The organism is Glycomyces xiaoerkulensis (genome assembly GCF_002798405.1).
GTDB classification, from domain to species: Bacteria; Actinomycetota; Actinomycetes; order Mycobacteriales; family Micromonosporaceae; genus Glycomyces; species Glycomyces xiaoerkulensis.
In genome coordinates this window covers 17,368-43,326 of the sequence record NZ_PGGV01000004.1, presented here as the reverse complement: position 1 = coordinate 43,326, position 25,959 = coordinate 17,368, and the positions used below count along the sequence as shown (strand labels likewise).

Annotated in this window: 23 protein-coding genes and 1 pseudogene; 13 read left to right on the top strand and 11 right to left on the bottom strand. The window is 72.0% G+C overall.

Going from position 1 to position 25,959, the window contains the following annotated elements:
- The 3 genes from CUT39_RS01065 to CUT39_RS01055 are packed head-to-tail and all read left to right on the top strand — an operon-like array spanning nt 1 to nt 3,908.
- Nucleotides 1–1,062 (top strand): phosphotransferase family protein, encoded by a 1,062-nt coding sequence (locus CUT39_RS01065; RefSeq protein ID WP_100444102.1) that lies wholly within the window; start codon nt 1–3, stop codon nt 1,060–1,062.
- On the top strand, nt 1,062–2,279 hold the full coding sequence (locus CUT39_RS01060; protein WP_100444101.1) for an acyl-CoA dehydrogenase family protein: 1,218 nt from the start codon (nt 1,062–1,064) through the stop codon (nt 2,277–2,279). The genes CUT39_RS01065 and CUT39_RS01060 overlap by 1 nt, the downstream gene beginning before the upstream one ends.
- Before the next feature lie 27 nt (nt 2,280–2,306).
- The gene (locus CUT39_RS01055) at nt 2,307–3,908 is read left to right on the top strand and encodes a long-chain-fatty-acid--CoA ligase (RefSeq protein WP_100444100.1); all 1,602 of its coding nucleotides are present in this window, start codon (nt 2,307–2,309) and stop codon (nt 3,906–3,908) included.
- A gap of 13 nt (nt 3,909–3,921) precedes the next feature.
- On the opposite strand, the gene CUT39_RS01050 is transcribed toward CUT39_RS01055, so the two are convergent.
- Nucleotides 3,922–4,338 (bottom strand): acyl-CoA thioesterase, encoded by a 417-nt coding sequence (locus tag CUT39_RS01050; RefSeq protein ID WP_198586773.1) that lies wholly within the window; start codon nt 4,336–4,338, stop codon nt 3,922–3,924.
- Between the two features lie 96 nt (nt 4,339–4,434).
- Here CUT39_RS01050 and CUT39_RS01045 point away from each other — a divergent pair, with 96 nt between their 5' ends.
- Genes CUT39_RS01045 through CUT39_RS01030 form a run of 4 tightly spaced genes read left to right on the top strand, consistent with a single transcriptional unit; the run spans nt 4,435 to nt 7,630 of the window.
- Nucleotides 4,435–5,619, top strand: a complete 1,185-nt coding sequence (locus CUT39_RS01045) for an acyl-CoA dehydrogenase family protein (protein ID WP_100444098.1) — start codon at nt 4,435–4,437, stop codon at nt 5,617–5,619.
- A gap of 38 nt (nt 5,620–5,657) precedes the next feature.
- Entirely contained in the window at nt 5,658–6,881 is a 1,224-nt protein-coding gene (locus CUT39_RS01040; protein ID WP_100444097.1) for an acetyl-CoA C-acetyltransferase, read from the top strand.
- Nucleotides 6,882–6,938: 57 nt separating this feature from the next.
- Nucleotides 6,939–7,226, top strand: a complete 288-nt coding sequence (locus CUT39_RS01035) for a type II toxin-antitoxin system Phd/YefM family antitoxin (RefSeq protein WP_100444096.1) — start codon at nt 6,939–6,941, stop codon at nt 7,224–7,226.
- Nucleotides 7,226–7,630: a type II toxin-antitoxin system VapC family toxin gene (locus tag CUT39_RS01030; RefSeq protein WP_100444095.1), complete on the top strand. Its 405-nt coding sequence runs from the start codon at nt 7,226–7,228 to the stop codon at nt 7,628–7,630. The genes CUT39_RS01035 and CUT39_RS01030 overlap by 1 nt, the downstream gene beginning before the upstream one ends.
- A gap of 70 nt (nt 7,631–7,700) precedes the next feature.
- On the opposite strand, the gene CUT39_RS01025 is transcribed toward CUT39_RS01030, so the two are convergent.
- From CUT39_RS01025 to CUT39_RS01010, 4 genes are all read right to left on the bottom strand, one after another.
- Nucleotides 7,701–8,165: a MaoC family dehydratase gene (locus CUT39_RS01025; RefSeq protein WP_100444094.1), complete on the bottom strand. Its 465-nt coding sequence runs from the start codon at nt 8,163–8,165 to the stop codon at nt 7,701–7,703.
- Complete coding sequence (gene fabG, locus CUT39_RS01020) at nt 8,162–8,914, bottom strand: 3-oxoacyl-ACP reductase FabG (protein ID WP_100444093.1); 753 nt, start codon at nt 8,912–8,914, stop codon at nt 8,162–8,164. Before fabG ends, CUT39_RS01025 begins: the two co-directional genes overlap by 4 nt.
- A gap of 21 nt (nt 8,915–8,935) precedes the next feature.
- Entirely contained in the window at nt 8,936–10,033 is a 1,098-nt protein-coding gene (locus CUT39_RS01015; RefSeq protein WP_100444275.1) for an alcohol dehydrogenase catalytic domain-containing protein, read from the bottom strand.
- 101 nt (nt 10,034–10,134) lie between these two features.
- Nucleotides 10,135–10,707, bottom strand: coding sequence for a TetR/AcrR family transcriptional regulator (locus CUT39_RS01010; RefSeq protein WP_100444274.1), 573 nt, complete (start codon nt 10,705–10,707; stop codon nt 10,135–10,137).
- 70 nt (nt 10,708–10,777) lie between these two features.
- Between CUT39_RS01010 and CUT39_RS01005 the strand changes: the two genes are divergently transcribed.
- From CUT39_RS01005 to CUT39_RS00980, 6 genes and pseudogenes are all read left to right on the top strand, one after another.
- Nucleotides 10,778–12,289: an MFS transporter gene (locus CUT39_RS01005; RefSeq protein ID WP_100444092.1), complete on the top strand. Its 1,512-nt coding sequence runs from the start codon at nt 10,778–10,780 to the stop codon at nt 12,287–12,289.
- Between the two features lie 118 nt (nt 12,290–12,407).
- Entirely contained in the window at nt 12,408–14,036 is a 1,629-nt protein-coding gene (locus CUT39_RS01000) for a response regulator transcription factor (RefSeq protein WP_100444091.1), read from the top strand.
- 127 nt (nt 14,037–14,163) lie between these two features.
- Nucleotides 14,164–15,057, top strand: a complete 894-nt coding sequence (locus tag CUT39_RS00995; RefSeq protein WP_100444090.1) for an alpha/beta fold hydrolase — start codon at nt 14,164–14,166, stop codon at nt 15,055–15,057.
- Nucleotides 15,054–15,884, top strand: coding sequence for a class I SAM-dependent methyltransferase (locus CUT39_RS00990; protein ID WP_100444089.1), 831 nt, complete (start codon nt 15,054–15,056; stop codon nt 15,882–15,884). Before CUT39_RS00995 ends, CUT39_RS00990 begins: the two co-directional genes overlap by 4 nt.
- A 125-nt stretch (nt 15,885–16,009) precedes the next feature.
- Nucleotides 16,010–16,894 (top strand): poly(ethylene terephthalate) hydrolase family protein, encoded by an 885-nt coding sequence (locus CUT39_RS00985; RefSeq protein WP_100444088.1) that lies wholly within the window; start codon nt 16,010–16,012, stop codon nt 16,892–16,894.
- 778 nt (nt 16,895–17,672) lie between these two features.
- Nucleotides 17,673–18,638: pseudogene (locus tag CUT39_RS00980) on the top strand (response regulator transcription factor); the annotation flags it as partial.
- 60 nt (nt 18,639–18,698) lie between these two features.
- On the opposite strand, the gene CUT39_RS00975 reads toward CUT39_RS00980, so the two are convergent.
- From CUT39_RS00975 to CUT39_RS00950, 6 genes are read right to left on the bottom strand one after another with little or no spacing between them, the layout of a single operon-like run.
- Nucleotides 18,699–20,378, bottom strand: coding sequence for a hypothetical protein (locus tag CUT39_RS00975; RefSeq protein WP_100444086.1), 1,680 nt, complete (start codon nt 20,376–20,378; stop codon nt 18,699–18,701).
- Nucleotides 20,362–20,676 (bottom strand): 4Fe-4S dicluster-binding protein, encoded by a 315-nt coding sequence (locus tag CUT39_RS00970; RefSeq protein ID WP_100444085.1) that lies wholly within the window; start codon nt 20,674–20,676, stop codon nt 20,362–20,364. The genes CUT39_RS00975 and CUT39_RS00970 overlap by 17 nt, the downstream gene beginning before the upstream one ends.
- Nucleotides 20,658–21,980 (bottom strand): ATP-grasp domain-containing protein, encoded by a 1,323-nt coding sequence (locus CUT39_RS00965; RefSeq protein WP_100444084.1) that lies wholly within the window; start codon nt 21,978–21,980, stop codon nt 20,658–20,660. The genes CUT39_RS00970 and CUT39_RS00965 overlap by 19 nt, the downstream gene beginning before the upstream one ends.
- Entirely contained in the window at nt 21,977–23,236 is a 1,260-nt protein-coding gene (locus CUT39_RS00960; protein ID WP_100444083.1) for an ATP-grasp domain-containing protein, read from the bottom strand. The genes CUT39_RS00965 and CUT39_RS00960 overlap by 4 nt, the downstream gene beginning before the upstream one ends.
- Complete coding sequence (locus CUT39_RS00955; protein WP_100444082.1) at nt 23,233–24,456, bottom strand: ATP-grasp domain-containing protein; 1,224 nt, start codon at nt 24,454–24,456, stop codon at nt 23,233–23,235. Before CUT39_RS00955 ends, CUT39_RS00960 begins: the two co-directional genes overlap by 4 nt.
- Nucleotides 24,456–25,703 carry an MFS transporter gene (locus tag CUT39_RS00950; protein WP_100444081.1) on the bottom strand — a complete coding sequence of 416 codons (1,248 nt, stop codon included), beginning with the start codon at nt 25,701–25,703 and terminating at the stop codon, nt 24,456–24,458. The genes CUT39_RS00955 and CUT39_RS00950 overlap by 1 nt, the downstream gene beginning before the upstream one ends.
- Between the last annotated feature and the right edge of the window lie 256 nt (nt 25,704–25,959).

The following is a 25,959-nucleotide window of genomic DNA, read 5'->3' as shown; positions in this document are numbered from 1 at the left end:
ATGACGGAGGCGACTGGGCCGCCCGGGCTCGACGTGGACGGCCTGAGCCGGTGGCTGGGACGGTCCCACCCGGACCTCGCCGGGCCGGGGCCGCTCACCGCGAGCCTGATCCCCGGCGGCCGCAGCAACCTCACCTACCGGGTGGACGGTGCGAAGACACCGCTGGTGCTGCGGCGCCCGCCGCTGGGCCACGTCCTGTCGACCGCGCACGACATGCGCCGCGAGCACCGGATCATCACCGCCCTGCACGGCATCATCCCGGTGCCGCGGACGATCGACCTGGTCGACGACACCGAGGCCCGCGAAGTGACCGGCACCGACTTCTTCGTCATGGAACACGTCGCCGGAACGGTGATGTCCGGCCCCGAGCAGAACGCCTCGTGGGAGCCGAAGGGCCTCGGCCGGCTCGGCATCGAGCTGGCCGAGGTTCTGGCCGACCTCCACGCGGTCGACCCGGCCGCGGTCGGCCTGGGCGACTTCGGCCGCCCCGACGGCTACCTCGACCGGCAGATGCGGACCTGGCGGCGCCAGTACGACGCCTCCCGCTCCCGCGACCTGCCGGCCCTCGACGCCCTCCAGGAGCGGCTCGCCGCCTCCGCGCCCGCCGGCGGGACCGGAACGGGCATCGTCCACGGCGACTACCGGCTCGACAACGTCCTCATCGCCGGCGAACCCGGCGCCCCCCGCATCGCGGCCGTGCTCGACTGGGAGATGGCCACCCTCGGCGACCCCCTGGTCGACCTCGGGATGCTCGGCATGTACTGGCACATCCGCGAACTCAGCGGCGGCGAGGCCGCCGCCGGATCGATCGTGGCCGGCGCAGGCTACCCCGACTTCGAGGAGGTCGTGGACGCCTACGCGGCCCGCTCGGGGATCGCCGTCCCGGATCTGTCCTGGTACCGGGCCTTCGCCTGCTACAAACTCGCGGTCATCCTCGAGGGCATCCACTACCGCTACACCGGCGGGCAGACCGTAGGCGAGGGCTTCGACACCATCGGCACCCTGGTGAGGCCGCTGGCCGAGGAAGGGCTGGCGCGCGCGCCGGCCGGAAAGGACACCTGATGGACTTCGCCCCCGACGCGATCACCGCCGACACGACCGCCCGCGCCCGGGACTTCCTCGACCAGCACCTCATCCCCGCCGAACCGGTGCTCGCCGCCGAAGTGGAGTCGACCCCGGGCGACTGGACCCTGCGGCCCGTGATCCGGAGCCTGCAGAACGAGGCCCGGAGCCGGGGACTGTGGAACCTGTTCCTGCCTCCGGGCCCCCACGGCCACGGCGGCGGCCTGACCAACCTGCAGTACGCGCCGGTCGCGGAGTTGTCGGGGCGCAGCCCCCGGCTCGCGCCCCCGGCGATGAACTGCGCCGCCCCCGACACCGGCAACATGGAACTGCTGGCGCATTTCGGCACCGCCGAGCAGCGCGAGCGGTGGCTCCGGCCGCTCCTGGAGGCCCGCATCCGGTCGGCGTTCTGCATGACCGAACCGGACACGGCCTCCTCGGACGCCTCCCAGATCGGCACCCGCATCCGCCGCGAGGGCGGCGAATACGTCATCAGCGGCCGCAAGTGGTTCGCCACCGGCGCGATGAACCCCGACTGCGAACTCCTCATCGTCATGGGCAAGACCGACCCCGAGGCCCCGCGCCACCGGCAGCAGTCGATGGTCCTGGTCCCACGCGGCACCCCCGGCGTGCGGGTGGTCCGGCCCCTGACCGTCCTCGGCTACGACGACCGCGACCACGGCGGCCACGCCGAAGTGGACTTCGACGAGGTCCGGATCCCGGCCGACGCCCTGCTGGGCGGCGAGGGCGAGGGCTTCGCCATCGCGCAGGCCCGGCTCGGCCCGGGCCGCATCCACCACTGCATGCGGGCGCTCGGCATGGCCGAACGCGCGCTCGACCTGGTGCGCGAACGCGCCTGCGAGCGCGTCGCCTTCGGCGGGCCGCTCGCCGAGAAGGGCGTCGTCCGCTCCTGGGCCGCCGACTCCCGCATCGAGATCGAATCGCTGCGCCTGCTCGTGTTCAAGACCGCCTGGCTGATGGACACCGTCGGCAACCGGCGGGCCATGACCGAGATCCAGGCGATCAAGATCGCCGTGCCCCGGGCGGTCCAGCGCATCCTCGACCACGCCATCCAGTTGTTCGGCGCCGCGGGCCTGACCGACGACCGGCCGCTGGCAGAGATGTTCGCCGCGGCCCGGGCGATGCGCCTGGCCGACGGACCCGACGAGGTCCACCTGGCCGCGCTCGGCAAGGCCGAGCTGCGGCCGCGACCCTGACCCGCCCCGCTGAAAGGAGCAAATGCAATGACGCACCAGCCAGACCCGGCCGTCGACGGCCCGGGACACGGCACCCTTTCGATCGCGAGCATCCTCGCCGAGGCCGCCCGCCGCCGACCCGACCGCCCGGCCCTGCACTTCATGGACCAGACCATCCGGTACGGCGAGCTGTGGGACCAGACGCGCGCCTACGCGGGCGCGCTGGCCGCGCGCGGGATCGGACCCGGTTCGCGGGTGGCGATGATCGTGCCGAACGTGCCGGACTTCCCGCGGGTCTACTACGCGGCCCTGTCGCTCGGGGCGGTGGTCGTCCCGATCCACCTGCTGTTCAAGACCGAGGAGATCGAGTTCGTCCTCGAAGACGCCGGCGCCGACCTGGTGGTGGTCGCCGCGCCGATGCTCGGCGAGGCCGCGCCCGCCGCGGCGCGGGCGGGGGTCCCCCTGGTCACCGTGCTGGCGCCCGAGGACCTCGAGGTCGGCGGCGCGCCGGTCGCCCGACTGGAGCAGGAGGCGGCGGCCTCGACCCCGATCGCGCGCCACCGGGCGGTCAACCCGCTCGATGCGGCGACCATCCTGTACACCTCCGGGACCACCGGCACGCCCAAGGGCGCGGTCGGTTCGCACCTGGCGATGATCGAGCAGGTGCACTGCTCGCTGATCGACTCGTTCGAGATGCGCGGCGACGACGTGGTCTACGGGGGCCTGCCGTTCTTCCACTCCTTCGGGCAGATGGCGGTGCTCAACATCGCCTTCCGGGGCGGGGCGTCGATCATCCTGCTGCCGCAGTTCGACCCCGACCAGGCGCTGGCGCTGCTGGTGCGGCACGGGGCGACGGTGTTCACCGCCGTGCCGACCAACTTCGCCGGGATGGTCGAGGCCGCCAAGCGCTCGGCGGAGCGGCCGCCGCTGCGCTACGCCGTGTCCGGCGGGGCGGCGCTGCCGGTGGCGCTGCTGGAGGCGTTCGAGGAGCAGTACGGCGCGCAGGTCCACGAGGGATACGGGCTGACCGAGACCTCGCCGTCGTGCACCTTCAACGTCATCTCCGAGCCGATCCGTCCCGGGACGGTCGGGCGCCCGATGTGGGGCGTGGAGGTGGCCGTCGCCGACCCCGAGACCGAGGACCGCGTCGAGCTGCTGCCCGAGCCCGCCCCGGGCGAGCAGAGCGGCCTGGGCGAGATCGTGGTGCGCGGCCACAACCTCATGAAGGGCTACCTGGGGCGGCCCGAGGCGACCGAGGCCGCGGTGCTGGACGGCTGGTTCCGCACCGGCGACCTCGGCACGATCGACTCCGACGAGATCGTCACGATCGTGGACCGCAAGAAGGACATGATCATCCGCAACGGCTACAACGTCTATCCGACCGAGGTCGAGGCGGTCCTGGCCCGGCACCCGGCGGTGTCGCTGGCGGCCGTCTTCGGGCTGCCGGACGAGGTCCGCGGGCAGGAGATCCACGCCGCGGTCGTGGCCGCGACCGGGCAGGATCCCGACCCGGAGGAGCTGGTGGCGTACATGAAGGAGAAGGTGGCCGCCTTCAAGTACCCGCGGGTGGTGCACGTGGTCGAGGACCTCCCGCTCGGTCCGAGCGGGAAGGTCCTCAAGCGCGAGTTGGTGGAGCGGTTCAAGCCGTAGGGGAGCGGGGCGCTCAGCCCACCTCGAGCTGCTCGGCGACCGCCGCCCGGATCTTGTCCGGCACCGGCACCGGGCGCCGCTCGGCCTCGTCGACGAACACGTGCGTGAACCGCCCCAGCGCCAGCGGGGAGTCTCGGTCGGCCGCGCCGCGCGGCACGATCGCCAGGTCCCAGGTGATCGAGGTGCGGCCGAGCCGGGCGACGGCCACGTCGACCTCCACTTCCTCGGGGAACGACGTAGACTCGAAGAACTCGCACGACGAGGCCCGCGCCACGGCGATGACGTCTCCGGCCGGGTCGAGCCCGGCGCGGCGGATCATCCACGCGTTCACCGCGCTGTCCATCGCCTCGTAGTAGACGGCGTTGTTCATGTGGCCGTACTGGTCGTTGTCGTTCCAGCGCAGCGGGAACATGTGACGGTATCCGGTCAAGGCAACTCCTTGGAAATCTCGCTGACTGCACTGCATACTAGACACAGACCGACCGGTCGGAATGTTCGACCCCGATCAAGGAGGACCACCGACACCATGACACCCGCACCCGCTCGGCTCGACGCCGACTTCTACTCCTACCAAGACCTCCTCACCCCCGTCGAGCAGGAAGCCGCGCTCGGTCTGCGCGAGTTCATGGAACGCGAAGTCCGCCCGGTCGCCGACGAATACTGGGAACGCGCCGAGTTCCCCCACCACCTCATCCCCGGCATCGCCGAGACCGGCGTCATCGGCGCCGCCTGGCCCGAATCGGCCCGATTCGACAACAGCGCCGTCTTCCGCGGCTGGGCCGCTCTCGAACTGGCGCGCGTGGACGCCTCCTTCGCCACCTTCGTCGGCGTCACCAGCGGCCTGGCGATGAGCTCGATCGGCGCCGGAGGCTCCGACGCCCAGCGCGCCGAATGGCTGCCCCGGATGGGCCGCTGCGAGGCCGTCGGCGCCTTCGGCCTGACCGAACCCGAATCCGGCTCCGACGCCGCCAAAGGGCTCCGCACCACCGCCACCCGCCGCGGCGACACCTGGACCCTCGACGGCGCCAAGCGCTGGATCGGCAACGCCACCTTCGCCGACGTCACCGTCGTCTTTGCCAAGGACACCGCCGACGACCGCGTCAAAGGATTCCTCGTCCGCAAAGACGCACCCGGATTCGAGGCCCGCAAGATCGAACGCAAGCAGTCCCTGCGCTCCCTCCAGAACGCCGACATCACCCTCACCGGCGTCGAAGTACCCGAGAGCGACCGCCTCCAGCGCATCGACTCCTTCCGCGACGTCGCCGGCGTCCTCCGGCTCACCCGCCCGGGTGTCGCCTGGGAGGCGGTCGGCCTCGCCATCGGCGCCTACGAGGCCGCCGTCCGCTACACCGCCGAACGCGAGCAGTTCGGCCGCCCGGTCGCCTCGTTCCAACTCGTGCAGGACAAACTCGCCGGCGCCCTGGCCAACATCACCGCCAGTCTCGGCATGTGCATGCGGGTCTCCCGCATGGAGGACGAGGGCGCCCAGCGCGACGAGCACGCCGCCATGGCCAAGTCCTTCGTCACCACCCGGGCCCGCGAGACCGTCGCCTGGTGCCGAGAACTCCTGGGCGGCAACGGAATCCAACTCGACCACGGCGTCGCCAGGCCCTTCGCCGACGCTGAAGCCGTCTACTCCTACGAAGGCACCCGGGACATGAACACCCTCATCGTGGGCCGGGCGATCACCGGCCACCAGGCATTCGTCTGAACCGCCTCGCGCGGACGGAACGAGACAAGGAGCTACGCATGAACGAGGCCTACATAGTCGCGACCGCTCGCTCGCCCATCGGCCGGGCGCACAAAGGGTCGCTCAAGGACACCCGCGCCGACGACCTCGCCGTCCAGATGGTCCGGGCGGCCGTCGACCGCGTGCCGGGCCTGGACCCCGGCCGCATCGACGACCTGCTGCTCGGCTGCGGCCTGCCCGGCGCCCGGCAGGGTATGAACATGGCGCGCATCGTGGCGGTGATGCTCGGCTGGGACGCCGTCCCCGGCGCCACCGTCACCCGCTACTGCTCCTCCAGCCTCCAGACCACCCGTATGGCCTTCCACGCCATCAGGGCCGGAGAGGGCGACCTGTTCGTCTCCGCGGGCGTCGAGTCGGTCAGCGGCATGGACGTCGGCTCCGCCGACCACCTGCCCGGCACCGACCTGACCAATCCCGTCTTCGCCGACGCCCTGGCGCGCACCGAGAAACGCACCGCCGGGGGCGAACCGACCTGGACCGACCCGCGCGAGGACGACCGCCTGCCGGACCCCTACATCGCGATGGGTCAGACCGCCGAGAACGTCGCCGCCATGCGCGGGATCAGACGCGCAGAGCAGGACGCCTTCGCCGCCCGCAGCCAGCAGCGCGCCGAGCGGGCCATCGCCGACGGGTTCTGGGCCGGCGACATCACCCCGGTCACCCTCGCCGACGGCACGGTCGTCTCGGCCGACGACGGCCCCCGGCCCGGGACCACCGTCGAGAAGCTCGCCGGACTCGACCCGGCCTTCCGCCCCGACGGCACCGTCACCGCCGGCAACGCCTGCCCGCTCAACGACGGCGCCGCCGCCCTGGTCGTGGCCTCCGGACGCCTCGTGGACGAACTCGGCCTCCAACCGCTCGCCCGGATCGTCTCGACCGGCGTCACCGGACTGTCGCCCGAGATCATGGGCCTGGGGCCGGTCGAGGCCAGCAAGCGGGCGCTGGCGCGCGCCGGCCTCGGGATCGACGACATGGACCTGGTCGAGATCAACGAGGCCTTCGCCGCCCAGGTGATCCCCTCGGCCCGAGAACTCGGCATCGACGAGGACAAGCTCAACGTCAAGGGCGGCGCGATCGCCGTCGGCCACCCCTTCGGCATGACCGGGGCGCGCATCACCTCCACCCTCATCAACGCGCTGGCCGACACCGGCGGCCGCTACGGACTGGAGACGATGTGCGTCGGAGGCGGCCAGGGCATGGCGATGGTGATCGAGAGGCTCTGAGTCCACCTACCCCCACGAAACGCGCAATGTAATACTTTCACGTAGTACAATTGGCTTATGGAAGTCATCGGACTGCGAGAGCTCAACCACAACCTGTCGAGTGTCATGGCCAGGGTTGCTGCCGGCGCCTCCCTGGTCATCACCGATCGGGGAAGGCCCATAGCCGATCTGGTACCGCACACGAGCTCGAAGTCGCCGACGGTTCGCGACGAGCTCATCGCCGAGGGACTGCTGCGCCCGGCCAATAAGCGGCGCCGCCTGCCGTCGCTTCAGCCGCAGCTCACGGAGCTTCCCGATAGTGCCGATATGATCGCCTCCGACCGGGACAAGGACCGCGAGCGTTGATGCACTATGTCGACACGTGCGCGCTGTTGAAACTGGTCAAGGCCGAGTCGGAGACCGCCGCGTTGCGGTCCTGGGTGAAGGGCCTGAGCGCGGACGAGGCACTCGTGACCTCCGAGCTGGCCGAGCTCGAACTGACCCGGAGTCTGACTCGGCATGGAGTGGAGTCCGGAATCATCGCCGATCTGGTCAATGAGGTCCTGGACATGGTCGACGTGGCCGTCCTGTCCAAGGTGGTCCTGTGTACCGCGATCGGTTACCGCATCCAACGGCTGGGCTCGCTGGATGCCATCCATCTGGCGACGGCGGAACTGTTCAGGTCGGAGTTGGGGAACGTCGTCACCTACGACAAGGAGCTGGCCGCCGCGGCCGAAGTGCAGGGGCTGAAGGTGATCGCTCCGACTTGACCTGGTTTCAGACACTGGAGCCTCGGGCCCGGACGACGGAAGTCGTCCGGGCCTTTTCGGTGGGTACCGGTCAGGTCGCGGGCACGTACAGCGTGATCGTCTCGGCGATCAGGGCCGGTTTCTCGGCCCCGTCGATCTCGACGGTCACGGCGGAGGCGAGCCGCACCCCCATCGAGGTCTCCTCGGCCCCGGTGATCTCGGTCGAGGCCCGCACGCGCGAGCCGGCGGTCACCGGGGTCAGGAACCGCACCTTGTCCATGCCGTAGTTGACCGTCATGGCCGAGCCGTCCACTTCGATCAGCGGCGAGGCCAGGTGCGGCAGCAGCGACAGGGTGAGGTAGCCGTGGGCGATGGTCGCGCCGAACGGCCCGGAGGCGGCCCGCTCGGGGTCGACGTGGATCCACTGGTGGTCCTCGGTGGCGTCGGCGAAGGCGTCGATGCGGTCCTGGCCGACGGCGAACCACTCGCCGGTGGCCCGGCGGCCGACCGCGCCGGGCAGTTCGCCCGGCGAGGCGACCTTGATCGGTGCGCTCATGCCTTCGGCCCTCCCGCGACGTACAGCACCTGCCCGGAGACGAATCCGGCCTCCTCGGAGCAGAAGTAGGCGACCGCGCCCGCGATGTCCTCGGGCCGGCCGGAGCGTCCCACCGGCGTCTCCTTGGCCGCCGCGGCGACGAAGTCCTCGAAGGGCACGCCGACGCGTTCGGCGGTGGCCCTGGTCATCTCGGTCTCGATGAACCCGGGCGCGACGGCGTTGGCGGTGACGCCGAACTTGCCGAGCTCGATCGCGAGGGTCTTGGTGAGACCCTGCATGCCGGACTTGGCCGCCGAGTAGTTGATCTGGCCGCGGTTGCCCAGCGCCGAGGTGCTGGAGAGGTTCACGATCCGGCCCCAGCGGGCCTCGACCATGTGCGACTGGACCGCCCTGGACATGAGGAAGGCGCCGCGCAGGTGGACGGTCAGCACCGAGTCCCAGTCGTCGGCCGACATCTTGAACAGCAGGTTGTCGCGCAGGATGCCGGCGTTGTTCACCAGGATCGAGGGCGCTCCCAACTCGGTGGCAACTCTTTCGACGGCGGCGGCCACCGCCTGCTCGTCGGCGACGTCGACGCCTACGGCGATCGCCCGGCCCCCGTCGGCGGTGATGGCGTCGGCGGTGGCGCGGGCCTGGTCCTCGGCCAGGTCGAGCACGGCGACGGCGTGGCCGTCGGCGGCGAGTCGGCGGGCCGTGGCGGCACCGATGCCGCGGGCGGCGCCGGTGACGATGGCGGTGCGTGGGGTCATGAAGCGGTCCTTTCAGTCCGGTCAGAACGTGATGAGTTGGCGCAGCGCCCGACCGGAGGCGAGGCGGTCGAGCGCGCTCGGCAGGTCGGCCAGGGCGATGCGGTCGGAGACGAGCCGGTCGAGCGGCAGCCGGCCCGCCCGCCAGAGTTCCACATAGCGCGGGATGTCCCGGCTCGGCACGGCCGAGCCGAGGTAGGAGCCGACGACGGTGCGGGCTTCGGCGGTGAGGCTCAGCGGGGCGATGCCGGCGCGGGCCTCGGGGTGGGGCAGCCCGACGGTGACGGTGGTGCCGCCCGGGGCGGTCACGGCGTAGGCGGTCTCGAAGGCGCGGGCCGATCCGGCCGCCTCGATCACGACCGGGGCGCGGAGCTCGGCGTCGAGCGCCTCGGCCGGGGTGTGGGAGGCGGCGGCGCCGAACCGCCGGGCCAGGTCCAGTTTGTCCGGCACGGAGTCGACGCCGATCACCTTGTGGCCGAGGGCGGAGGCCACCAGGAGTGCGGCCATGCCGACGCCGCCCAGGCCGACCACGGCCACCGCGTCGTCGGGGCCGGGGCGCCCGGCGTTGACGACCGCGCCGCCGCCGGTGAGGACGGCGCAGCCGAGCAGGGCGGCGATGTCGGGCGGGACGTCGTCGTCGACGGGCACGACGGAGGCTTCGGAGACCACCGCATGCGTGGCGAAGGCGCTCACGCCCAGGTGGTGGTGCACCCGCTCCCCGTCGCGGCGCAGGCGGAGGCCGCCGCCGACCAGGGTCCCGGCGGCGTTGGCGGCCCCGCCGACGGTGCAGGGGAGGCGGCCGTCGGTGCGGCAGGCGTCGCAGTCGCCGCAGCGGGGGAGGAACGTCGTCACCACGCGCCGACCGGGTTCGGTCCGGGTGTTCGGGCCCGCCCGCTCGACGATGCCGGCGGCCTCGTGTCCCAGCAGCATCGGCGTGGGGCGTATGCGGTTGCCGTCGACCACTGACAGGTCTGAATGGCACAGTCCGGCGGTCTCGATCCGGACCAGGACCTCGCCGGGGCCGGGTGGGTCGAGATCGAGCGGGCCGATGGTGATGGGCCGCGATTCGGCGAAGGGCGCCGGCGCGCCGCAGCGCTCCAGCACGGCACCGGTGATCTGCACGGAGACCTCCTCGTCGTCCGGGTGAGGGTTCACCACAGCATACCGACCATCCGGTATGTGCGGCTACCCCGCCCCGGCCACGACTTCGCGCCCGGTCCCGGCTAAGACCGGACTCCGGTGAGCATGCCCAGCGCGGCGGCGATCAGCTCGCGGTCCGGCAGCGCGTCGAGATCGATCAGCGCCTGAGCGAGCATCCCGGTCACCAGCGCGTAGACCAGGCTCCCGAGCCCGTGCGCGGTCGGCTCGTCGACCTCCTCGGCCCGCACGCCGAGGACGATGGCGGCCAGTTCCCTCCGCGCACCCGGCTGCCCGGCCGCCAGCTCCCGGCGCAGCTCGTCGTCGAACTGGGCCTGGGCCAGAGCCTGGATGCTCGCCGACTGCACGTCGAGCGACCCGGGGAGCGTGGCGAGCAGCTCCGCCAGGAGCGATTCGAGGCGCGCGGCGGGGTTCGTCCCTCCGGCCGCCCGCGCCGCCCGCTCTATGGCGTCGCCCCATTCGCCGCTCAGCTCGATCACGGCGAGGTTCAGCAGGTGGTCCTTGGAGCCGAAGTGGTAGCCGATGGAGCCCAGGTGGGCCCCGGAGGCGGCGGCGATGTCCCGGGCGGTGGTGCTGCCGTAGCCCTTCTCGACCAGGCACCGTTTCGCGCCTTCGAGCAGGGCGTCGCGTTGGGTCATGGTGGCGATCATAGCCGCCCGTTTGCACGTACGTCCTTGACTCGATGATGAACGTACGTACAATCAAATCATGGAGAGAACCACCGCCCGAGCGAACGCCCGCACCTGGCTGGGGCTGGCCGTCCTGCTCACGCCGGCCCTGCTGGTGTCCATGGACATCTCGATCCTGTTCGTCGCCAGCCCGTCGATCACCGCCGACCTGCGCCCCACCGCCGAGCAATGGCTGTGGATGATGGACGCCTACAGCCTGGTCGTCGCCTGCTTGCTGGTGACCATGGGCGGCCTCGGCGACCGCATCGGACGGCGCCGCCTGCTCATGATCGGCGCCGCCGCCTTCGGCGCGGCCTCCCTCGCGCTGGCGTACGCGCCCGGGCCCGAACCGTTCATCGCCGCCCGCGTGCTGCTGGGCATCGGCGCGGCCACCCTCGCCCCCTCGACCCTCGCGCTCATCCGCGGCATGTTCGCCGACGAGTCGCAGCGCCGCTCGGCGGTCGCGTCCTGGACGGTCGCCTACAGCGGCGGCGCCGTCGCCGGCCCGATCCTCGGCGGCTTCCTGCTGGAACACTTCGGCTGGGGTTCGGTGTTCCTGATCAATCTGCCGGTCATGGCGCTGCTGCTGATCGCAGCCCCGATGCTGATCCCCGAATCCCGGGACCCCGAGGGCGCGGGATTCGACCTCCCCGGCGCCGCGCTGTCCCTGATGGCGATGTTCGGCATCGTGTTCGCCGTCAAGCGGATCGCCGACGAGCGCGCCGACATGGTCGCCGGTGGGAGCCTGCTGGTCGGCATCGGCATGCTCGCCCTCTTCGCGCGGCGGCAGCGGCGCGCCGCCCACCCGCTGATCGACCCGGCGCTGTTCCGCCGTCCGGCGTTCAGCGGAGCGGCGGTCACCAACGTCCTGGTCGCCGTCGCGATGGTCGGACTCGGACTGCTCGCGTTCACCTTCCTGCAGACCGTCCACGGGATGAGCCCGCTGCGGGCCGCCCTGGTCGCCCTGCCGACCTTCGCCGGCGCCGCGGCCGGTGCCTCGCTCGCCTCGGCGCTCGCCGGGCGGATCCGGCCCGCCGTCCTGGTGGCCTCGGGGCTGCTGCTCGGCGCGATCGGGATGGGCGTCATCGCCTTCGCCGACGTCGGCTCCAGCGTGGTCACCACCATCACCGGCTACACGATCCTCACCTCCGGCGCCGGCATGGTCGGCACCTTGGCCAACGGGCTCATCCTGACCTCCGCCCCGCCCGGGCGGGCCGGTGCCGCCGCCAGCATCTCCGAGACCGGTCTCCAGGTCGGCGGCGCGATCGGCATCGCCGCCTTCGGGACCCTGGCCTCCTTCGTCTACCGCGACAGGATGGAGCGGACCGGATTCGAGCGGGCGCCGCAGGCGACCGACACCGTCGGCGGTGCGGTGGCGGCGGCCGATCGCCTGCCGCCGGAGCAGGCCGCCATCCTGCTGAACGAGGCGTTCGGCGCCTACACCGACGGATTCACCACCGTCGCGGCCGCGGGCGCGGCCACCCTCGCGGCGACCGCGGTCTTCGCCGCGATCGTCCTCAGATCCGTCCCGGCCGGCGGCGATAGACCATGAGCCGCGTCCTCGCACCCGCGGCGCGTGGCGCACGGCGATCGCGTGGCGCCGGCCCGGACCGGGATAGAATGCCGCCACCGCCGCGCCCGAACGCCCGCCCGGCCGAACAGGAGCACCGATGCCCGCCGACGAACCGCTCGCGTCCGGCCGCGAAGCCTTCGAACGGATGGCGTGGCGAGACGCCTACCAGCGCCTCTCCGAGGCCGACCGAGACCGGCGACTGGGAGCCGAGGACCTCGACCGGCTCGCCCGGGCCGCCTACCTCATCGGCCGGTACGAGGAGGCCGGCGAGTCCTGGGAGCGGACGCACCGGAGCTACCTCGACCGCGGCGAGGTCCCCCGGGCGGTCCGGTGCGCGTTCTGGCTGGGCCTGACGCTCCTCCAGCGCGGCGAACACGCCCGAGGCGGAGGCTGGATGGGACGGGCCCACCGCCTCCTCGAAGAGTCGTCCCTGGACTGCGTGGAGCGCGGCTACCTGCAGGTTCCCGCAGGGGTCCAGGCGCTCGGCACCGACCCCGAGGCCGCGCACGGCACCTTCGTCGCGGTCACCGAGACCGCCGACCGGTTCGGCGACTCCGACCTGCGGGCACTCGGCAGGCTGGGGCAAGGCCAGGCGCTGGTCGCCCAGGGCCGCGCCGCCGACGGCGTCGCGATGCTCGACGAGGCGATGGTGGCGATCACGAGCGGTGAAGTGTCCGCCCTCGCGGCCGGCATCGTCTACTGCGCCATGGTCCTCGCCTGCCGCGACATCTTCGACGTCAACCGCGTGCAGCAGTGGACGGCCGCCCTCGGCCGCTGGTGCGCTACGCAGCAGGACCTCCGGCCCTACCGCGGCCAGTGCCTGGTCCACCGCTCGGAGATCATGCAGCTCCGCGGCGATTGGTCCGACGCGATGGACGAGGTGCGCCAGGCCTGCGACCACCTGGCCGACCCGCCCGGTGACCCGGTGACCGGCATGGCCATGTACCAGCGGGCCGAACTGCTCCGGCTCCGCGGCGCCTTCACCGACGCCGAGTCGGCCTACCGCGAGGCGAGCGCCTGGGGCCACACCGTCCAGCCCGGGTTCTCCCTGCTCCGGCTCGCCCAGGGGCGCCTCGCCGACGCGAGCGCCGCCATCCGGCGGGCCGCCGCCGAGGCCGAAGGCGACGTCGAGCGGTCCAAAGTGCTCGCCGCTTACGCCGAGATCGCGCTCGCCGCCGGCGAGGTCGACGACGCGCGGGCGGCGGTGGACCAACTCGACCGGATCGCCGCTCGCTTCCAGGCCCCCTACCTCAGCGCCGTGGTCGGATACGCCCGCGGATCGGTGCTGCTCGCCTCCGGCGACACCGAATCCGCCTGCGCCGCCTTGCGTCGCGCCTGGATCGCCTGGCACCGGCTCGAAGCGCCCTACGAGACCGGGCGGGTCCGCCTGCGGATGGCGCAGGCGTGCCGCCGGCTCGGCGACCGGGACACCGCCGAAATGGAACTCGACGCGGCCCGGCGCGTCTTCGAGCAGCTCGGGGCGGGCCCCGCGCTCGCGGAGGTCCGGAAGCTCGCGGACTCGCCGCCGCCGACCGGCGGGCTGACGCCCCGCGAGGCCGAGGTGCTCCGCCTGGTCGCCACCGGCGCGACCAACCGCGAGATCGCCGAAACCCTCGTGATAAGCGACAAGACCGTAGCCCGGCATCTGAGCAACATGTTCACCAAACTCGGCGTCGCCTCGCGGTCGGCCGCCACCGCCTACGCCTACGAGCACGACCTCGTCTGACCGCCGCAGGGACTGCGAAGAATTACCCACGCCCCGCCGCTCCGGAAAGATGGTTGATCCGCCCGATGCGGACGGTGCCGCCCCCGGCGGACCCTTATCTCATGACCGATGAGGAAGGGGGACTGCGATGAAGACGCAAGACGGCGCGGCCGGACGCCGGGCCCGCGGCAGCCTGGTGGACTCGCTGCCGATCACCGAGCGGCGGCTCCGGTTGGGCGAGGTGTCCACCGCCGTGTGGGTGGGCGGTGAGGGACCGCCGATCGTGCTCCTGCACGGCCACGGCGAATTCGCCGGCGTCTGGCTCCGGGTGATTCCCGAACTGGCCCAACGTCATCGGGTGATCGTGCCCGACCTGCCCGGACACGGCGCCTCAGACGCCACCGGCGCCCGACTCGACACCGACACGGTCCCGGACTGGCTCGGCGCGCTCATCGACCGCACCTGCGAGTCGAAGCCGGTCGTGGCCGGGCACCTGCTCGGCGGCGCGATCGCCGCCCGCTACGCGGCGCGCCACGGCGACCGGCTCGCGCACCTGGTCCTGGTGGACACGCTGGGGCTCGGCTGGTTCCGGCCGAAGCCGAGCTTCGCGATCCCGATGATGCGGTTCGTCGCCCGGCCGACGCCGCGCAGCCGGGACCGCCTGTTCGACCGGTGCTTCCACGACATGGACCGTGTCGGCGAGGGCACCGGAGCCCAGTGGGACCCGCTGCTCGACTACGCCCTCGACCGCGCCCGGGACCCGAACGTGCAGAAAGCGATGCGCCGGATCATCCCCCGCCTCGGCATGAGGCCGATCCCGTCCGGCGAGCTGGCGCGGATCGGCGTCCCCACGACGCTGATCCACGGCCGCCACGACCTCCAGGTGGACCTGAGCACCGCCGAAGCGGCCGCCGCCGAATACGGCTGGCCGCTGCACGTGATCGAGGACTGCCGCGACGACCCGGCCGCCGAACAGCCACGCGCCTTCCTGGACGCGATGCGGACCGTGCTAGGGACCACTGAGGAAACGGAGACATCATGACCACCACCGCACCGACCGCCGAGCAGATCCGGAACGCCTGGGACGCGCTCGCCGACGACTACGACCGGCACGTGTCACCGCACACCGGGGCGTTCGCCGACCAACTCCTGGCCGGCGTCGACCTCGGTCCCGGCCGCAGGTGCCTGGACGTGGCGGCCGGGACCGGCGCCGTCAGTGTCCGGGCCGCCCGGACCGGCGCGCAGGTCGTCGCCGTCGACCATGCGCCGCGGATGATCGAATGCCTGCGGGCGAACGCCCGCGCCGAGGGGCTGGCGAACCTCGAAGCCCGCGTGATGGACGGCCAGGCCCTGGACCTGCCGGACGAGTCGTTCGACGCCGCGGTCTCGAACCAGGGCGTGTCGCTGTTCCCGGACTTCGACCGCGGCCTGTCCGAACTGGTCCGGGTCACCGGGCCCGGCGGCGGGATCCACATTGCGGCGTTCGGGTCCTTCGGCAGGGCCGAACCGTTCGGCTTCCTCGCGGGCGCGATGAAGGCCGTCGTCCCGGACTTCGCGCCGCCCGAGTCGCCGCCGCAGGCGTTCCAGCTCGCCGACCCGGAGGTCATGCGCCGGAAGCTGACCGGCGCCGGCCTCGAGGCCGTGTCGATCGATACCGCCACGTGGGAGATGCGATTCGAATCGGCCGCCGAGTTCTGGGCGACCTTCTGTTCGGCCAACCCGGCCTGGAAGCAGATGACCGACGGTCTGACCGGTGAGCAGCGGGACCAGGTCCGGCAGGTGCTGGACGGCATGTTCCGCGAGCGCTCCGGCGGCGGACCGGAGGCAGTGATCCGAACCGAGGTCAACATCGGCCGCGGCACCAAATGATCGAGGCGCACCGCCCCCGACCGGTCGAACCGGTCGGGGGCCGGTGATTTCGCCGATGCATACCGTCCAGTCGGTACGAGACATTGACATGTATCACTCGTCGAGTCTCGTCAAGGAGGACGAACATGCACTCAACGATCAACCGCCGCCGCGCGTGGCTCGCGGCGTTCCTGGCCTCGGCCGTGGCCGCCGTGCTCGGCGTCGGCGCGCTGGCCGACCCCGCGAACGCGCAGGGCAATCCCCACGAGCGCGGCCCCGAACCGACCGAGTCCAGCATCGAGGCCGGCCGCGGACACTACTCGGTCTCAACCACGAGCGTCTCGAGCTGGGTCTCAGGCTTCGGCGGCGGCACCATCCACTACCCGACCACCCGCAGGGACGGCACGTTCGGAGCGGTCGCGGTGGTGCCCGGCTACACCGGCACCGAGTCCTCGATCGACTGGCTCGGCCCGCGTATCGCCTCCCAGGGCTTCGTGGTCTTCACCATCGACACCAACTCCCGATACGACCAGCCCGGCTCGCGTGCCGACCAACTGCAGAACGCGCTCGACTACCTGGTCGACCGCAGCGACGTGGCCGACCGCGTTGATGCCGACCGCCTGGCGGTCATGGGCCACTCGATGGGCGGCGGCGGCTCGATCGAGGCGACCCGCGACAACCCGGCGATCAAGGCGAGCATCCCGATGACGCCGTGGCACCTGAACAAGTCGTGGTACACCGTCACCACCCCGACGCTGATCTTCGGGGCGGAGAACGACTCGGTCGCCTCGGTGAACTCGCACGCCATCCCGTTCTACAACTCGATCCCGAGTTCGACCGGCAAGATGTACCTCGAGCTCAACGGGTCCTCGCACTTCGCGCCGAACTTCTCGAACACGACGATCGCGAAGTACTCGATCTCGTGGCTGAAACGGTTCGTCGACGACGACACCCGGTACGAGCAGTTCCTCTGCCCGCTGCCGAGCGAATACGCCGTCGAAGAGTCCCGCGGGGACTGCCCGCTGGGCTGACCGCGGCCAAGTGAGGCGACCACCGGACGGCGGCCCTGGGGCCGCCGTCCGGATTCCTTCGCCTCGACCCTTCAGAACCGACTGGTCGGTTTTGTACCATTGGTCGATGGAACGGAGCTCACTGCGGCCCACCATCGGGGCCGGGACGCCCGCGCCGAGCGGCCGCGCCCTGGCGACGGTCCGCAGGCTCGACGACGGCAGCCTCGCCCTCGTACTCGCCGACTCCGACGCGCCACTCCTCGACGAGGCGACCCGCTCCGGCGGGCCCCTGCTGGTCCACCTCGCCACCGGCGATGCGAGCCGCGCCCGCACCGAACTCGCCCGTGGCATGGAAGCCCTCGGCGACGGACCGCTCGGCGACGCCTACGCCTCCCTCCTGCTGGCCGCCTCCATCTCGGCCGCCGACCCGCGCCTGACCCTCACCGCGATCCTCGCCGCCGCCGAAGCCGCCTGGGCCGCCGGCGACCGCCCCGCCTGCCTCGCCGCGCTCGAAGCGGCCCGGTCCTCCCTCGCGACCGACCGCCCCGGCGACCGCGACCCCCGCCGCGACCACCTGCTCGGCCTCCGCGCCCTGCTCGAGCAGCGCCCCGAGGACGCGGCCGGGCCGCTGCGTCGCGTCCTCGCGCACGGGACCGGCGAAGGCTCCCCCGACTCGCTCCACCGAGCCTCGGCCGCGGCGCTCCTGCTCGGCGAAGTCGAGACCGCCTGCCGCGAAGGCACAGCCGCCCTCGCCGCCGCCCGCGCCCAAGGCCGCGACGGCCTGGCGGCCCAGATCCTCGAATACCTCGCCTACGCCGAAATGCGGGCCGGACGGCACGCCCGAGCCCGCACCCACGCCGGGGAGGGACTGCGCACCGCGCTGCGATCCGGACGGTCGAACACCGCCGCCCACCACCGGGCGGTCCTGGCGCTCACCGCCTCGGTCGAAGGCGACGCCGACGAGGTGTCCGTCCAGGCCGCGCTGGCGCTGACCACCGCCCGCCGCCACGGTCTGGCGCAGACCCGGACCCTCGCCGAATGGGCGCTGGCCCGAGCCGACCTCGGTCGCGGCCGTCCGGAGGCGGCCGCCGCCAGACTCGGCGGGCTCGCCCGGCCCGACGGCGGCCACTTCGCGGTGCAGCCGCTGCTCATGCCCTGCTACATCGAAGCGGCGGTACTGGCCGGGCGGCCCGAGGAGGCGCGGCCGGTCGCCGACGCCTTCCAGGAATGGGCGGGCTTCGGACTCGACCGGGCCGCGACCGCCCAGCTCGCCCGCTGCCGGGCCCTGATCGCGGGCTCCGGTGCCCCCGAATCCGCCGACGGCCTGTACCTGGACGCCCTCGACCGGCACACGGACGAGACCGGCGACTACGAGCGCGCCCGCACGCAACTGCTCTACGGCAAGTGGCTGCGACGACGGCGGCGCCCCCGCGAGGCCCGCACCGTCCTGCGCGAGGCCCTGCACGCGTTCGAACGCTGCGGGGCGCGCGCCTGCGCCGACCAGGCCCGCGCCGAGCTGCGGGCCACCGGCGAACCGGGACCGCGCCCGAGCGCCGCCCCAGGCGAGGACGGTCCCCTGGACGCGCTCACCCCGCACCAGCGGCGCATCGCGCGCCACGTGGCGACCGGCGCCACCAACCGCGAGGTGGCGCAGCGGCTCTCCATCAGCGTGCGCACCGTAGACCACCACCTGCGGAACATCTTCGCCGTCCTCGGCGTCCGGTCCCGGGTAGAACTGGCCCGTCTGGTCGCCGACGCTTCCTGACCGGGGCGGTGCGGCGGTGACGAGCGCGGTCCCGCGCGGCCCCAGGCGGGAGGCGGCTCCTCATGGGCTCGACGGAGGTCCCGGTTCCGAAGTTTCGGCGGCGGTCGTGCCTTGCGGCAGATAGCGGCAGCGGTACCAGTCGAGGTCGAATCCGAGAAGCCGGTGCGGGCCCCGCCCGTCGAGCTCGGCGAGCAGGAGTCCCCGGTACGCCTCGGCGATGCGCCGCGACACCTCTACCGCCAGCACCAGGTCGTTCAGGGTGAACGGCCTGTCCTGGGAGCGCGACAGCCGCACGTCCAGTAGGCCGGTGAACTCGGTGGGGCCGACCGCGACCGCCTGCGGCGCGCGGATCGCGTGCTTGACCCGGTAGTTGATGTGGCCGGGGTGGTGGAAGTCGGCGTGGGTGGTGATGTCCGGGAGGGCCGGCGGGTAGTAGGTCTCCAGTTCGGGGCGCTCCCCTTCGGTCCCGCCCCAGGGTCGGAAGTGCCAGGAGTTGTAGCGCATCCGCGACGAGATCGCCCACAGCCGGTCGGCCGAGTCCGGATCGCCGGGCGGGGGCTCGGCCTCGACGCAGCAGTACTGGTCGTCCATGTGGGAGTCGACCAGGCCCCGCCGGTCGCCGGTCTCGGCGACCTCGGCCAGGAGGGGAAGGTCGCGGAAGCCGCGGCTCATGGCCAGTTCGGCGTCGGTGGCGCGGCGGATGAAACGCAGCAGGCCGTCCACGAGCAGCTCGAACGCCTCGACGCGTCCGGCGGCGGTGCCGGCAGGGCGCTCCGGGTCCTCCGGCAGTAGGCGTTCGAGCTCGGGGGAGGCGACCTCCCCGTGGCTCACCGATTCGATCCGCTTTCGGCGGAGCACGCCGTCGATGCGCCGGAACCGGAACGTGGCGCCTGTGCCGATCTCGGTCGACGGCGTCTCGGTGGTGAGCAGGTCGTGGCCGAGCTGCATCCCGTTGAGGTACTCGAGCCCGTTCGGCCCCCACTGGCGCATGAGCCGCCAGGCGAGTGCGGTGAACAGCACGGAGCGGTCGGGCCACTCGGACAGTGGTGCGCGCTCCAGACCGTGCAGGACGCAGTCGGGGTTGGCGGTGACCTGGGACTGCCCGGTGAGCGTGCGCGGAGAGTGGAGGTTGGTGATGGTGAACTGGCCGCAGTGGGTCGTGATCGGTGCGACGTGCGGCAGGGTCCTGCGGATCGCGGTGACGGCGTCGCCGAGGCCGCCACGAGTATGGAGTGCTCCCAAATACGCCCTCGCGCGATCGAGTTCCGCCTCGTCCTCCGCCGCCGCATCGGATCCAAGGAACGCCTCGACCCGCGCGTCGGACCACGCCAGGAGCCCGACCGGTTCGAGGACGGCGACCGTCGAGGCCGCCGGCGGTCCGCTCGGGGTGTCCAGGAAGGGCTTGCCGCAGGCGGTGTAACCCACGGCGCCTTTGAAGACGGTCCTGCCCGCCTCGCCGTCGTCGCCGGTCAGGAGCGGCAGGGCGCGTCGCTCGGCCCTGGTGAGCTGGAGCGGTGCCGATCCGGGATCGATCCTGCCGTCCATGCTGATCAGTCTCGGCAGCACCGCGGCGACTCCGGCCTCGGCCGCCAGTCCGGACATGCGGTCCCGCATGAGCCGCAGCGGCGTCGGGTCCTCCGCCGGGGGCGGATCGGAGTAGCCGGCGACCGCTCCTTCGCGGGAGGGGCGCCGGCTCCGGGTGGCGCGCCGGTTGCGCGCACCATCAGTCCTCGTCGTCACGTGCAACCTCCTTCCAGACGCGGTCCTGCACGGTCGGCTCCCAGTCGGCGGCCGGGTAGATGCAGTCGACCGGGCAGGCGTCGACGCATTTGGGGCAGCCCGAGCAGAGCTCGGGGACGATCACGACGTCGTGGGAGACGTTGGCGATGGCATCGAAGGACTCCGGGCAGGCCCGGACGCAGGAATTGCAGTGGATGCACTCATTGGCCGCGATGAACCGCGGCGGCGCCTTCCACCTGGGGTCCCTGGTTCGCAGTTCGATGCGGGTCTTCCTGTCGCTCAGCGAGGGACGTGACACGGGGCCTCCTTGTGCCGAAGGGGCGACCGAGCGACGGCGGTGCCGCTCGGTGGGGGGACGTGGCAACCGCCGGGATCGGGCGGAAGCGTTAAGGCGGTACGCACGGTCTCGGTGATAAGCCGCGCCAGGCGCGGCAGATCGTCGTCGAGCGCGGTGCGGGTGTCGGCGGCCACGGCGACGTGCCCGCGGCGCTGGGTGGAGTCGGTCAACTCCTCGACGGTGTCGCCGGGGGACAGGTCGAGGCAGGTGTCCAGGAGACCCGGGTGGCGGGCCTCGGAGCGCCAGTCGCCGACGGCGGTCACGCGGCCGACGGGCAGGTCGAGGTAGTCGATGCCGGCGGCGCGGGTGGCCGGTGGAATCGACTCGGGGTCGGTGGGGCGGCCGAGCAGGTCGTCCATGAGCAGCCCGTAGAGCTCGAGGCCGGGGCGGCTGGCCTGCAGCAGCAGGTGGATGAAGTCGCCGCCGGGCCGGATGTGGGCCTCGCCCAGGATGATCTGTCCGCCGAGCTTCCACAGTTCGACGTGGAAGGCCCCGTGTCTCAGGCCGCTGGCGACCATGGCGTCGGCGACGGTCCGGCTCGCCCGCTTGCCGAAGGGCGTGTCGAGCGTGTCGGCGTCGATGCGGTGTCCCGTCTCGACGAACCGGTGGTTCACCCGCTTCTCGGTGATCCCCAGGGGCACCGGTCGCCCGTTGAGGAAGATCCCCTCCACCGAGTACTCGTCGCCGGAGACGAAGTGCTCGACGATGAACGGCGGCTCCAGGCCCGAGCAGGCGCGGCGAAGCTGGTCGGCGTCGCGGACGGCGGCGACGCCGACGCTGCCGGACTCGCTGCGGGGCTTGACGATCCAGGTCTCGGATTCGGCGAAGTCGACGATGTCGAGGGCGGCTTCGGCGGAGTCGGCAAGCGCGAGGCGGGGCTGGTCGAATCCATGCGCGGCCAGGTGCAACCGGAACCGGTCCTTGTGCCGGAGGCGCTCGACGGCCTCCGGCGTATTGCCCTTGAGCCCCAGCGCCTTCGCGACCTTGGCCGCGAGGACGACGTAGGCCTCCTTGTAGGTCAGTACGGCGTCCGCGCCCGCCGAGGCCGCGCGTTCGGCCAGCCCCCGGTGGTCGGAGAAGTCGACCGCGATCGTCTCGAGGCCGTCCAGCGCGTCGTCGAACTGCTCCAGATGCGCGGCGGTGTCGGCCCCCACCAGCCGGATACCGCGGCGCTCGGCCTGCTCTCGGACGCATCTGAGCTGATGCGCGCCGTGCGGGTAGATCGAGGTGCAGCCGAGGACGACGATGGTCCGGTGTTCGCTCATGGCCGTTCGATCTCCACTTCGAGGTCGGCGGCGATCGCTGCGACATCGTGGACGGCCTGCTCCCGGTCGCCGAGCGGCCGGCGGGCTATGAGGGTCGCGACGACGCAGCTCATGAAGTCGTCGGGCGGCAGTCGGACGGCGTCGCCGTCGGCGTGCTCGAGGCAGCAGGCCACCAGTCGGTCGTCGGCGGCGGTCTCCTCCCAGTTCGCGATGCCGCGGAAGGTCCCGGCGCGGTCGGCCATGGCCTTGCGGACCGTGGCGATGTGGTCGGCGGTGTAATCCGCGCCGGTCAGCGGCTCACCGGTCGCGACTCGGACGGCGTCGGCGTAGTAGGAGCGTCCGGTAGCGAGCGGGACCAGGTGCGAGGTGATGTAGTCCCCGCCGATGCGTCCGGCGACTTCGACCAGGCGCGGCTCGCCGTCGTCCTCGAGGATGCATTCGAGGTGGAACGCGCAGTTGTCCAGGCCGTACTCGGCGACCACGGCCTCGGCGAACCGGTGCACGACTGCGGCCGACTCCTCGGGGAGCGCGGTGGGGAAGACGTGGGCGGCCTCGAGGCGGAAGTCCGGAGTCGTTTCCTTGTCGGTGATGCCGGCGGTGACGATCCGGCCGTCGGAGACGAATCCCTCGACGCTGTGCTCGGTGCCCTGGAGCATGCGCTCGTAGACCAGTTCGCCGGGCGCGGACTCGAAGACCCGGTCACCGCCGGCGGTGGTGTAGGCGTCGAGCGCCTCCCAGGCGCGTTCGGCAGCGGTCTCGTCGTGGAGCAGGTAGATGCCCTTGGAACCGGAGCCGACGGTCGGCTTGAGCACGGCGGGGAACCCGATCGCGGCGACCGCCTCCGCGAGGTCCTCGCGGCCGCGCACCACGCGGAACGGTGGGATCAGCTCGGGGCGGTGCGCGAGGCGGCGGCGCATGAGGGCCTTGTTTCGGACCGCGCGGGCCGCCTCTACCGGCGTGCCGGGGAGCCCGAGGGCCTCTGCGATGAGGGCCACGGTGACCACGTCCCGGTCCGACCAGGTGGTGACTCCGGCGACGGTGCGGTGCCGGGCGATGTCGCGGGCCAGGTCCACGGTCTTGTCCGCGTCGTAGGTGTCGACGACGTGGACCTCGGCCGCGTACCGGAGTTTGGCCGGTCCCGGATCGGCGTCGCAGATCAGGACCGGATCGTAGCCGAGCTCGCGGGCGGCCTCGAAGGCCGGCGCGTACTCGAGCTCGGTCCGGCGCGTGTTGAGGAACAGGACGGCGGGTTTCACTGTTGAGCACCTTCCACGGTGACGGTGATGTGCGATGCGGCCTCGACGGCGAGGGCGCGGGCGGTCTCGGCGTCGGCGCCGACGGTCGCGACGCACCCGACGCGGTCCCAGGACGACTGGACGTCGGCGACGCGGTCGCCCGGCTTCTTGGTGACGTCGGCCTTCCAGACCTCGTCGCGTTCGGCGACGGTTTCGGCCCCTTCGACGGCGGCGATGGTGCCGGGCTCGGAGCGGAGGAACCGGATCGCGGCTCCTCCTCGGGGTGAACGCGGCGCTGCGATGTCCTCGCCCGCCAGCATCCGGAGCCAGAGGCGGTGCAGGTCCACCCCCCAGGCGCGGTCGATCAGGTCCACGATGAAGTCGCCGGGCGGGCGACCGGCGACCTCGACGAGGGTCGGACCCGGATCGGTGTCGATCCACTCGGCGTGAAGGATTCCGCTGGAGAAGCCCACGGCGGCGACGAGATCGGCGACCGCCCGCTCCCAGCGGTCCGAACCGGAATCGACCGGCAGCAGGTGGCCCGCCTCCACCGGGCGGCTGCCGGGGAAGCACTCCTTGCGGGTCACGTTGAGGAACCGGGTCTCGCCCTCGAAGACGAGGACCTCGGTGGAGTACTCGGGCCCTTCCAGGCGCCGCTCGGCCATGTACTGCCAGCGCATGTCGCGTTCGGCGAGCTGGACTCCCTCGTCGGCCCCGAGGGCGGCCTCCCAAGCCCGCTCGGGATCGTCGCCCGGTCCCAGGAGCGTCACTCCGAGGCTCGCTTGGCGCTCGGCCGGTTTCACCACGCACGGACCGGCGGAGTGGAAGGCGCTGACCTCCGCCGCGGAGGCGACCTCGCGGAACTCGGGGCAGCGCATGCCGGCGGCGGCGGTCGCCTCGCGCAGCCGCAGCTTGTTGCGCAAAATGGACGCGGCCTGCGAGCCGGCGCCCGGCAGGTCCAGCCGCTCGGCCAGGTCGGCGGCGGCCGGGACGGCGTACTCCAGGCCGGCGGCGACGGCGTCGAACCGCGGCAGCCCGGCGAGGGCTTCGCGGTAACCGGTGCTCTGCTGGTAGGGGGCGAACACGGTCTCGGCGAGGACCGGGTGCGCGTCGGCCTTTTTCTGCAGGCCCTTGTTGCGCCACAGGTCCGGCTCCTCCAGGACCCACACCTCGAACTCGTCGGGATGCGCGTCGAGGGCGGCCAGGGCCCCCTCGTTGTAGCCCACCATGAGTGCTCGCATCACATCGCCTCTCTACTCGCGGCGGCGGCCGATCTGGACCGCGCTGTCAGGATCAGCGCGAGGGCGGCCCCGATCGCGCCGAGGCCGTACCAGTACAGGCTCCCCAGGCCGCTGCCCACGGCCGCGAGGAAGACGCTGACGCCGATGAAGGACCCGGTCGATTCGCCGATGGTGTTGGAGATCAGGCGCAGATTCACCAGCTCCATCGAGGACAGCTCGTTGTCGAACGCGGTGAACGCCGTGTCCATCGTGGGCGTGAAGAAGGTCTCGCCGACCGAGAAGACCACGATCATGGCGATCAATCCGGCGAACCAGGCGCCCGCGAGCCCCATGACGGCGAACGCCGCGCAGAACAGCCCGATGCCGATGGCCATCACCGACACCGGGTTCACCTCGCGGTCCAGCCATCGGGCCACGAGCGCCGTCACCGGTATCTGCACCGCGACCACCAGGACCGCGTTGGCGGCGAACACGGTGGCCCGCAGCGCCGAATTGTCGACCGTGTCGATCACGTGCAAGGAGATGCCGGAGAAGAGCTGGGCGTACAGGAAACCGCCGAGGATCGCCATGCCGACCGTCAGCCTGACCCTGGGGTGCATGGCGATCGATCGGATGGTCGTCCACCGCAGCGGTGACCGGATGGCGGCGGCGTCGGGGCGGAGGCTCCCGGGGACGAGCCCGAACGTGACGAGCGCGGCGAATCCGTAGCAGACGCTGATGACGCCGAACAGGTACAGCGGCTCCACTTCGAGCAGCAGGTTCCCGATGAACGGCCCGACGGCGGCCGAGACGTTCACGGTGATCTGGATCAGCGTGAACATCCGGTGCCGGTTCGATTTGGCCCGGAGACTGTCGGTGATGTAGACCCGCGCCATCAGACCGTTCATGTTGATGCCGCACCCCGCCGCCAGCAGCAGCGGGATCGCCGGTAGCGGCTCGGTCACCAGTCCCAGCAGGAGGAACGCGACCGCGGCCACGCCGAGGCCGGCGGCCATGGCGGTCCGGTACCGCAGGTGCCGGAGAGCCGAGACCAGGAACAGCGAGGCGCCCCGCATGGCGAAGGCGAAGCAGAACAGGGCGATGCCGACGTAGAGCTCGGCGTTCGGAGCCGGGCTCGCGGTGAGGACGGCCGCCAAGACCGGCGAGACGGTGAAGAACCCGAGATGGGAGAGCAGGTAGTCGCCGGCCACGGCGAGTCGCATCCGGCCCGGGATCCTCTCGGCGCGTACGTCGTCGACTGTGGCCATGGGTCAGCTTTCTGGATCGAAGGGTGAAGAAGAAGGCCGCGGTGGCGGGGTGTGTGTACTGTGCGTGTGCGACGGAACGCTTACACTGAGCGCTGGCACCGATCCCGGAGGCGCCCGTAACAGGCTACATTATTCCGGAACGCCTTAGATATGTGATATATATCATATTGTCATGACTGTGCTCGTTTGGGTCATACTGAGCTGAACATGCGTATGCCTCCTGACTCCGCTCAGTGACGGCCCCCGCTCGGCAACT

Bases quoted from the DNA above. Each gene is read 5' to 3' on its own strand.
- CUT39_RS01065 (WP_100444102.1), top strand. From the start codon at position 1: ATGACGGAGGCGACTGGGCCGCCCGGGCTCGACGTGGACGGCCTGAGC.
- CUT39_RS01060 (WP_100444101.1), top strand. From the start codon at position 1,062: ATGGACTTCGCCCCCGACGCGATCACCGCCGACACGACCGCCCGCGCC.
- CUT39_RS01055 (WP_100444100.1), top strand. From the start codon at position 2,307: ATGACGCACCAGCCAGACCCGGCCGTCGACGGCCCGGGACACGGCACC.
- CUT39_RS01045 (WP_100444098.1), top strand. From the start codon at position 4,435: ATGACACCCGCACCCGCTCGGCTCGACGCCGACTTCTACTCCTACCAA.
- CUT39_RS01040 (WP_100444097.1), top strand. From the start codon at position 5,658: ATGAACGAGGCCTACATAGTCGCGACCGCTCGCTCGCCCATCGGCCGG.
- CUT39_RS01035 (WP_100444096.1), top strand. From the start codon at position 6,939: ATGGAAGTCATCGGACTGCGAGAGCTCAACCACAACCTGTCGAGTGTC.
- CUT39_RS01030 (WP_100444095.1), top strand. From the start codon at position 7,226: ATGCACTATGTCGACACGTGCGCGCTGTTGAAACTGGTCAAGGCCGAG.
- CUT39_RS01025 (WP_100444094.1), bottom strand. From the start codon at position 8,165: ATGAGCGCACCGATCAAGGTCGCCTCGCCGGGCGAACTGCCCGGCGCG.
- fabG (WP_100444093.1), bottom strand. From the start codon at position 8,914: ATGACCCCACGCACCGCCATCGTCACCGGCGCCGCCCGCGGCATCGGT.
- CUT39_RS01010 (WP_100444274.1), bottom strand. From the start codon at position 10,707: ATGACCCAACGCGACGCCCTGCTCGAAGGCGCGAAACGGTGCCTGGTC.
- CUT39_RS01005 (WP_100444092.1), top strand. From the start codon at position 10,778: ATGGAGAGAACCACCGCCCGAGCGAACGCCCGCACCTGGCTGGGGCTG.
- CUT39_RS01000 (WP_100444091.1), top strand. From the start codon at position 12,408: ATGCCCGCCGACGAACCGCTCGCGTCCGGCCGCGAAGCCTTCGAACGG.
- CUT39_RS00995 (WP_100444090.1), top strand. From the start codon at position 14,164: ATGAAGACGCAAGACGGCGCGGCCGGACGCCGGGCCCGCGGCAGCCTG.
- CUT39_RS00990 (WP_100444089.1), top strand. From the start codon at position 15,054: ATGACCACCACCGCACCGACCGCCGAGCAGATCCGGAACGCCTGGGAC.
- CUT39_RS00985 (WP_100444088.1), top strand. From the start codon at position 16,010: ATGCACTCAACGATCAACCGCCGCCGCGCGTGGCTCGCGGCGTTCCTG.
- CUT39_RS00965 (WP_100444084.1), bottom strand. From the start codon at position 21,980: ATGAGCGAACACCGGACCATCGTCGTCCTCGGCTGCACCTCGATCTAC.
- CUT39_RS00955 (WP_100444082.1), bottom strand. From the start codon at position 24,456: ATGCGAGCACTCATGGTGGGCTACAACGAGGGGGCCCTGGCCGCCCTC.
- CUT39_RS00950 (WP_100444081.1), bottom strand. From the start codon at position 25,703: ATGGCCACAGTCGACGACGTACGCGCCGAGAGGATCCCGGGCCGGATG.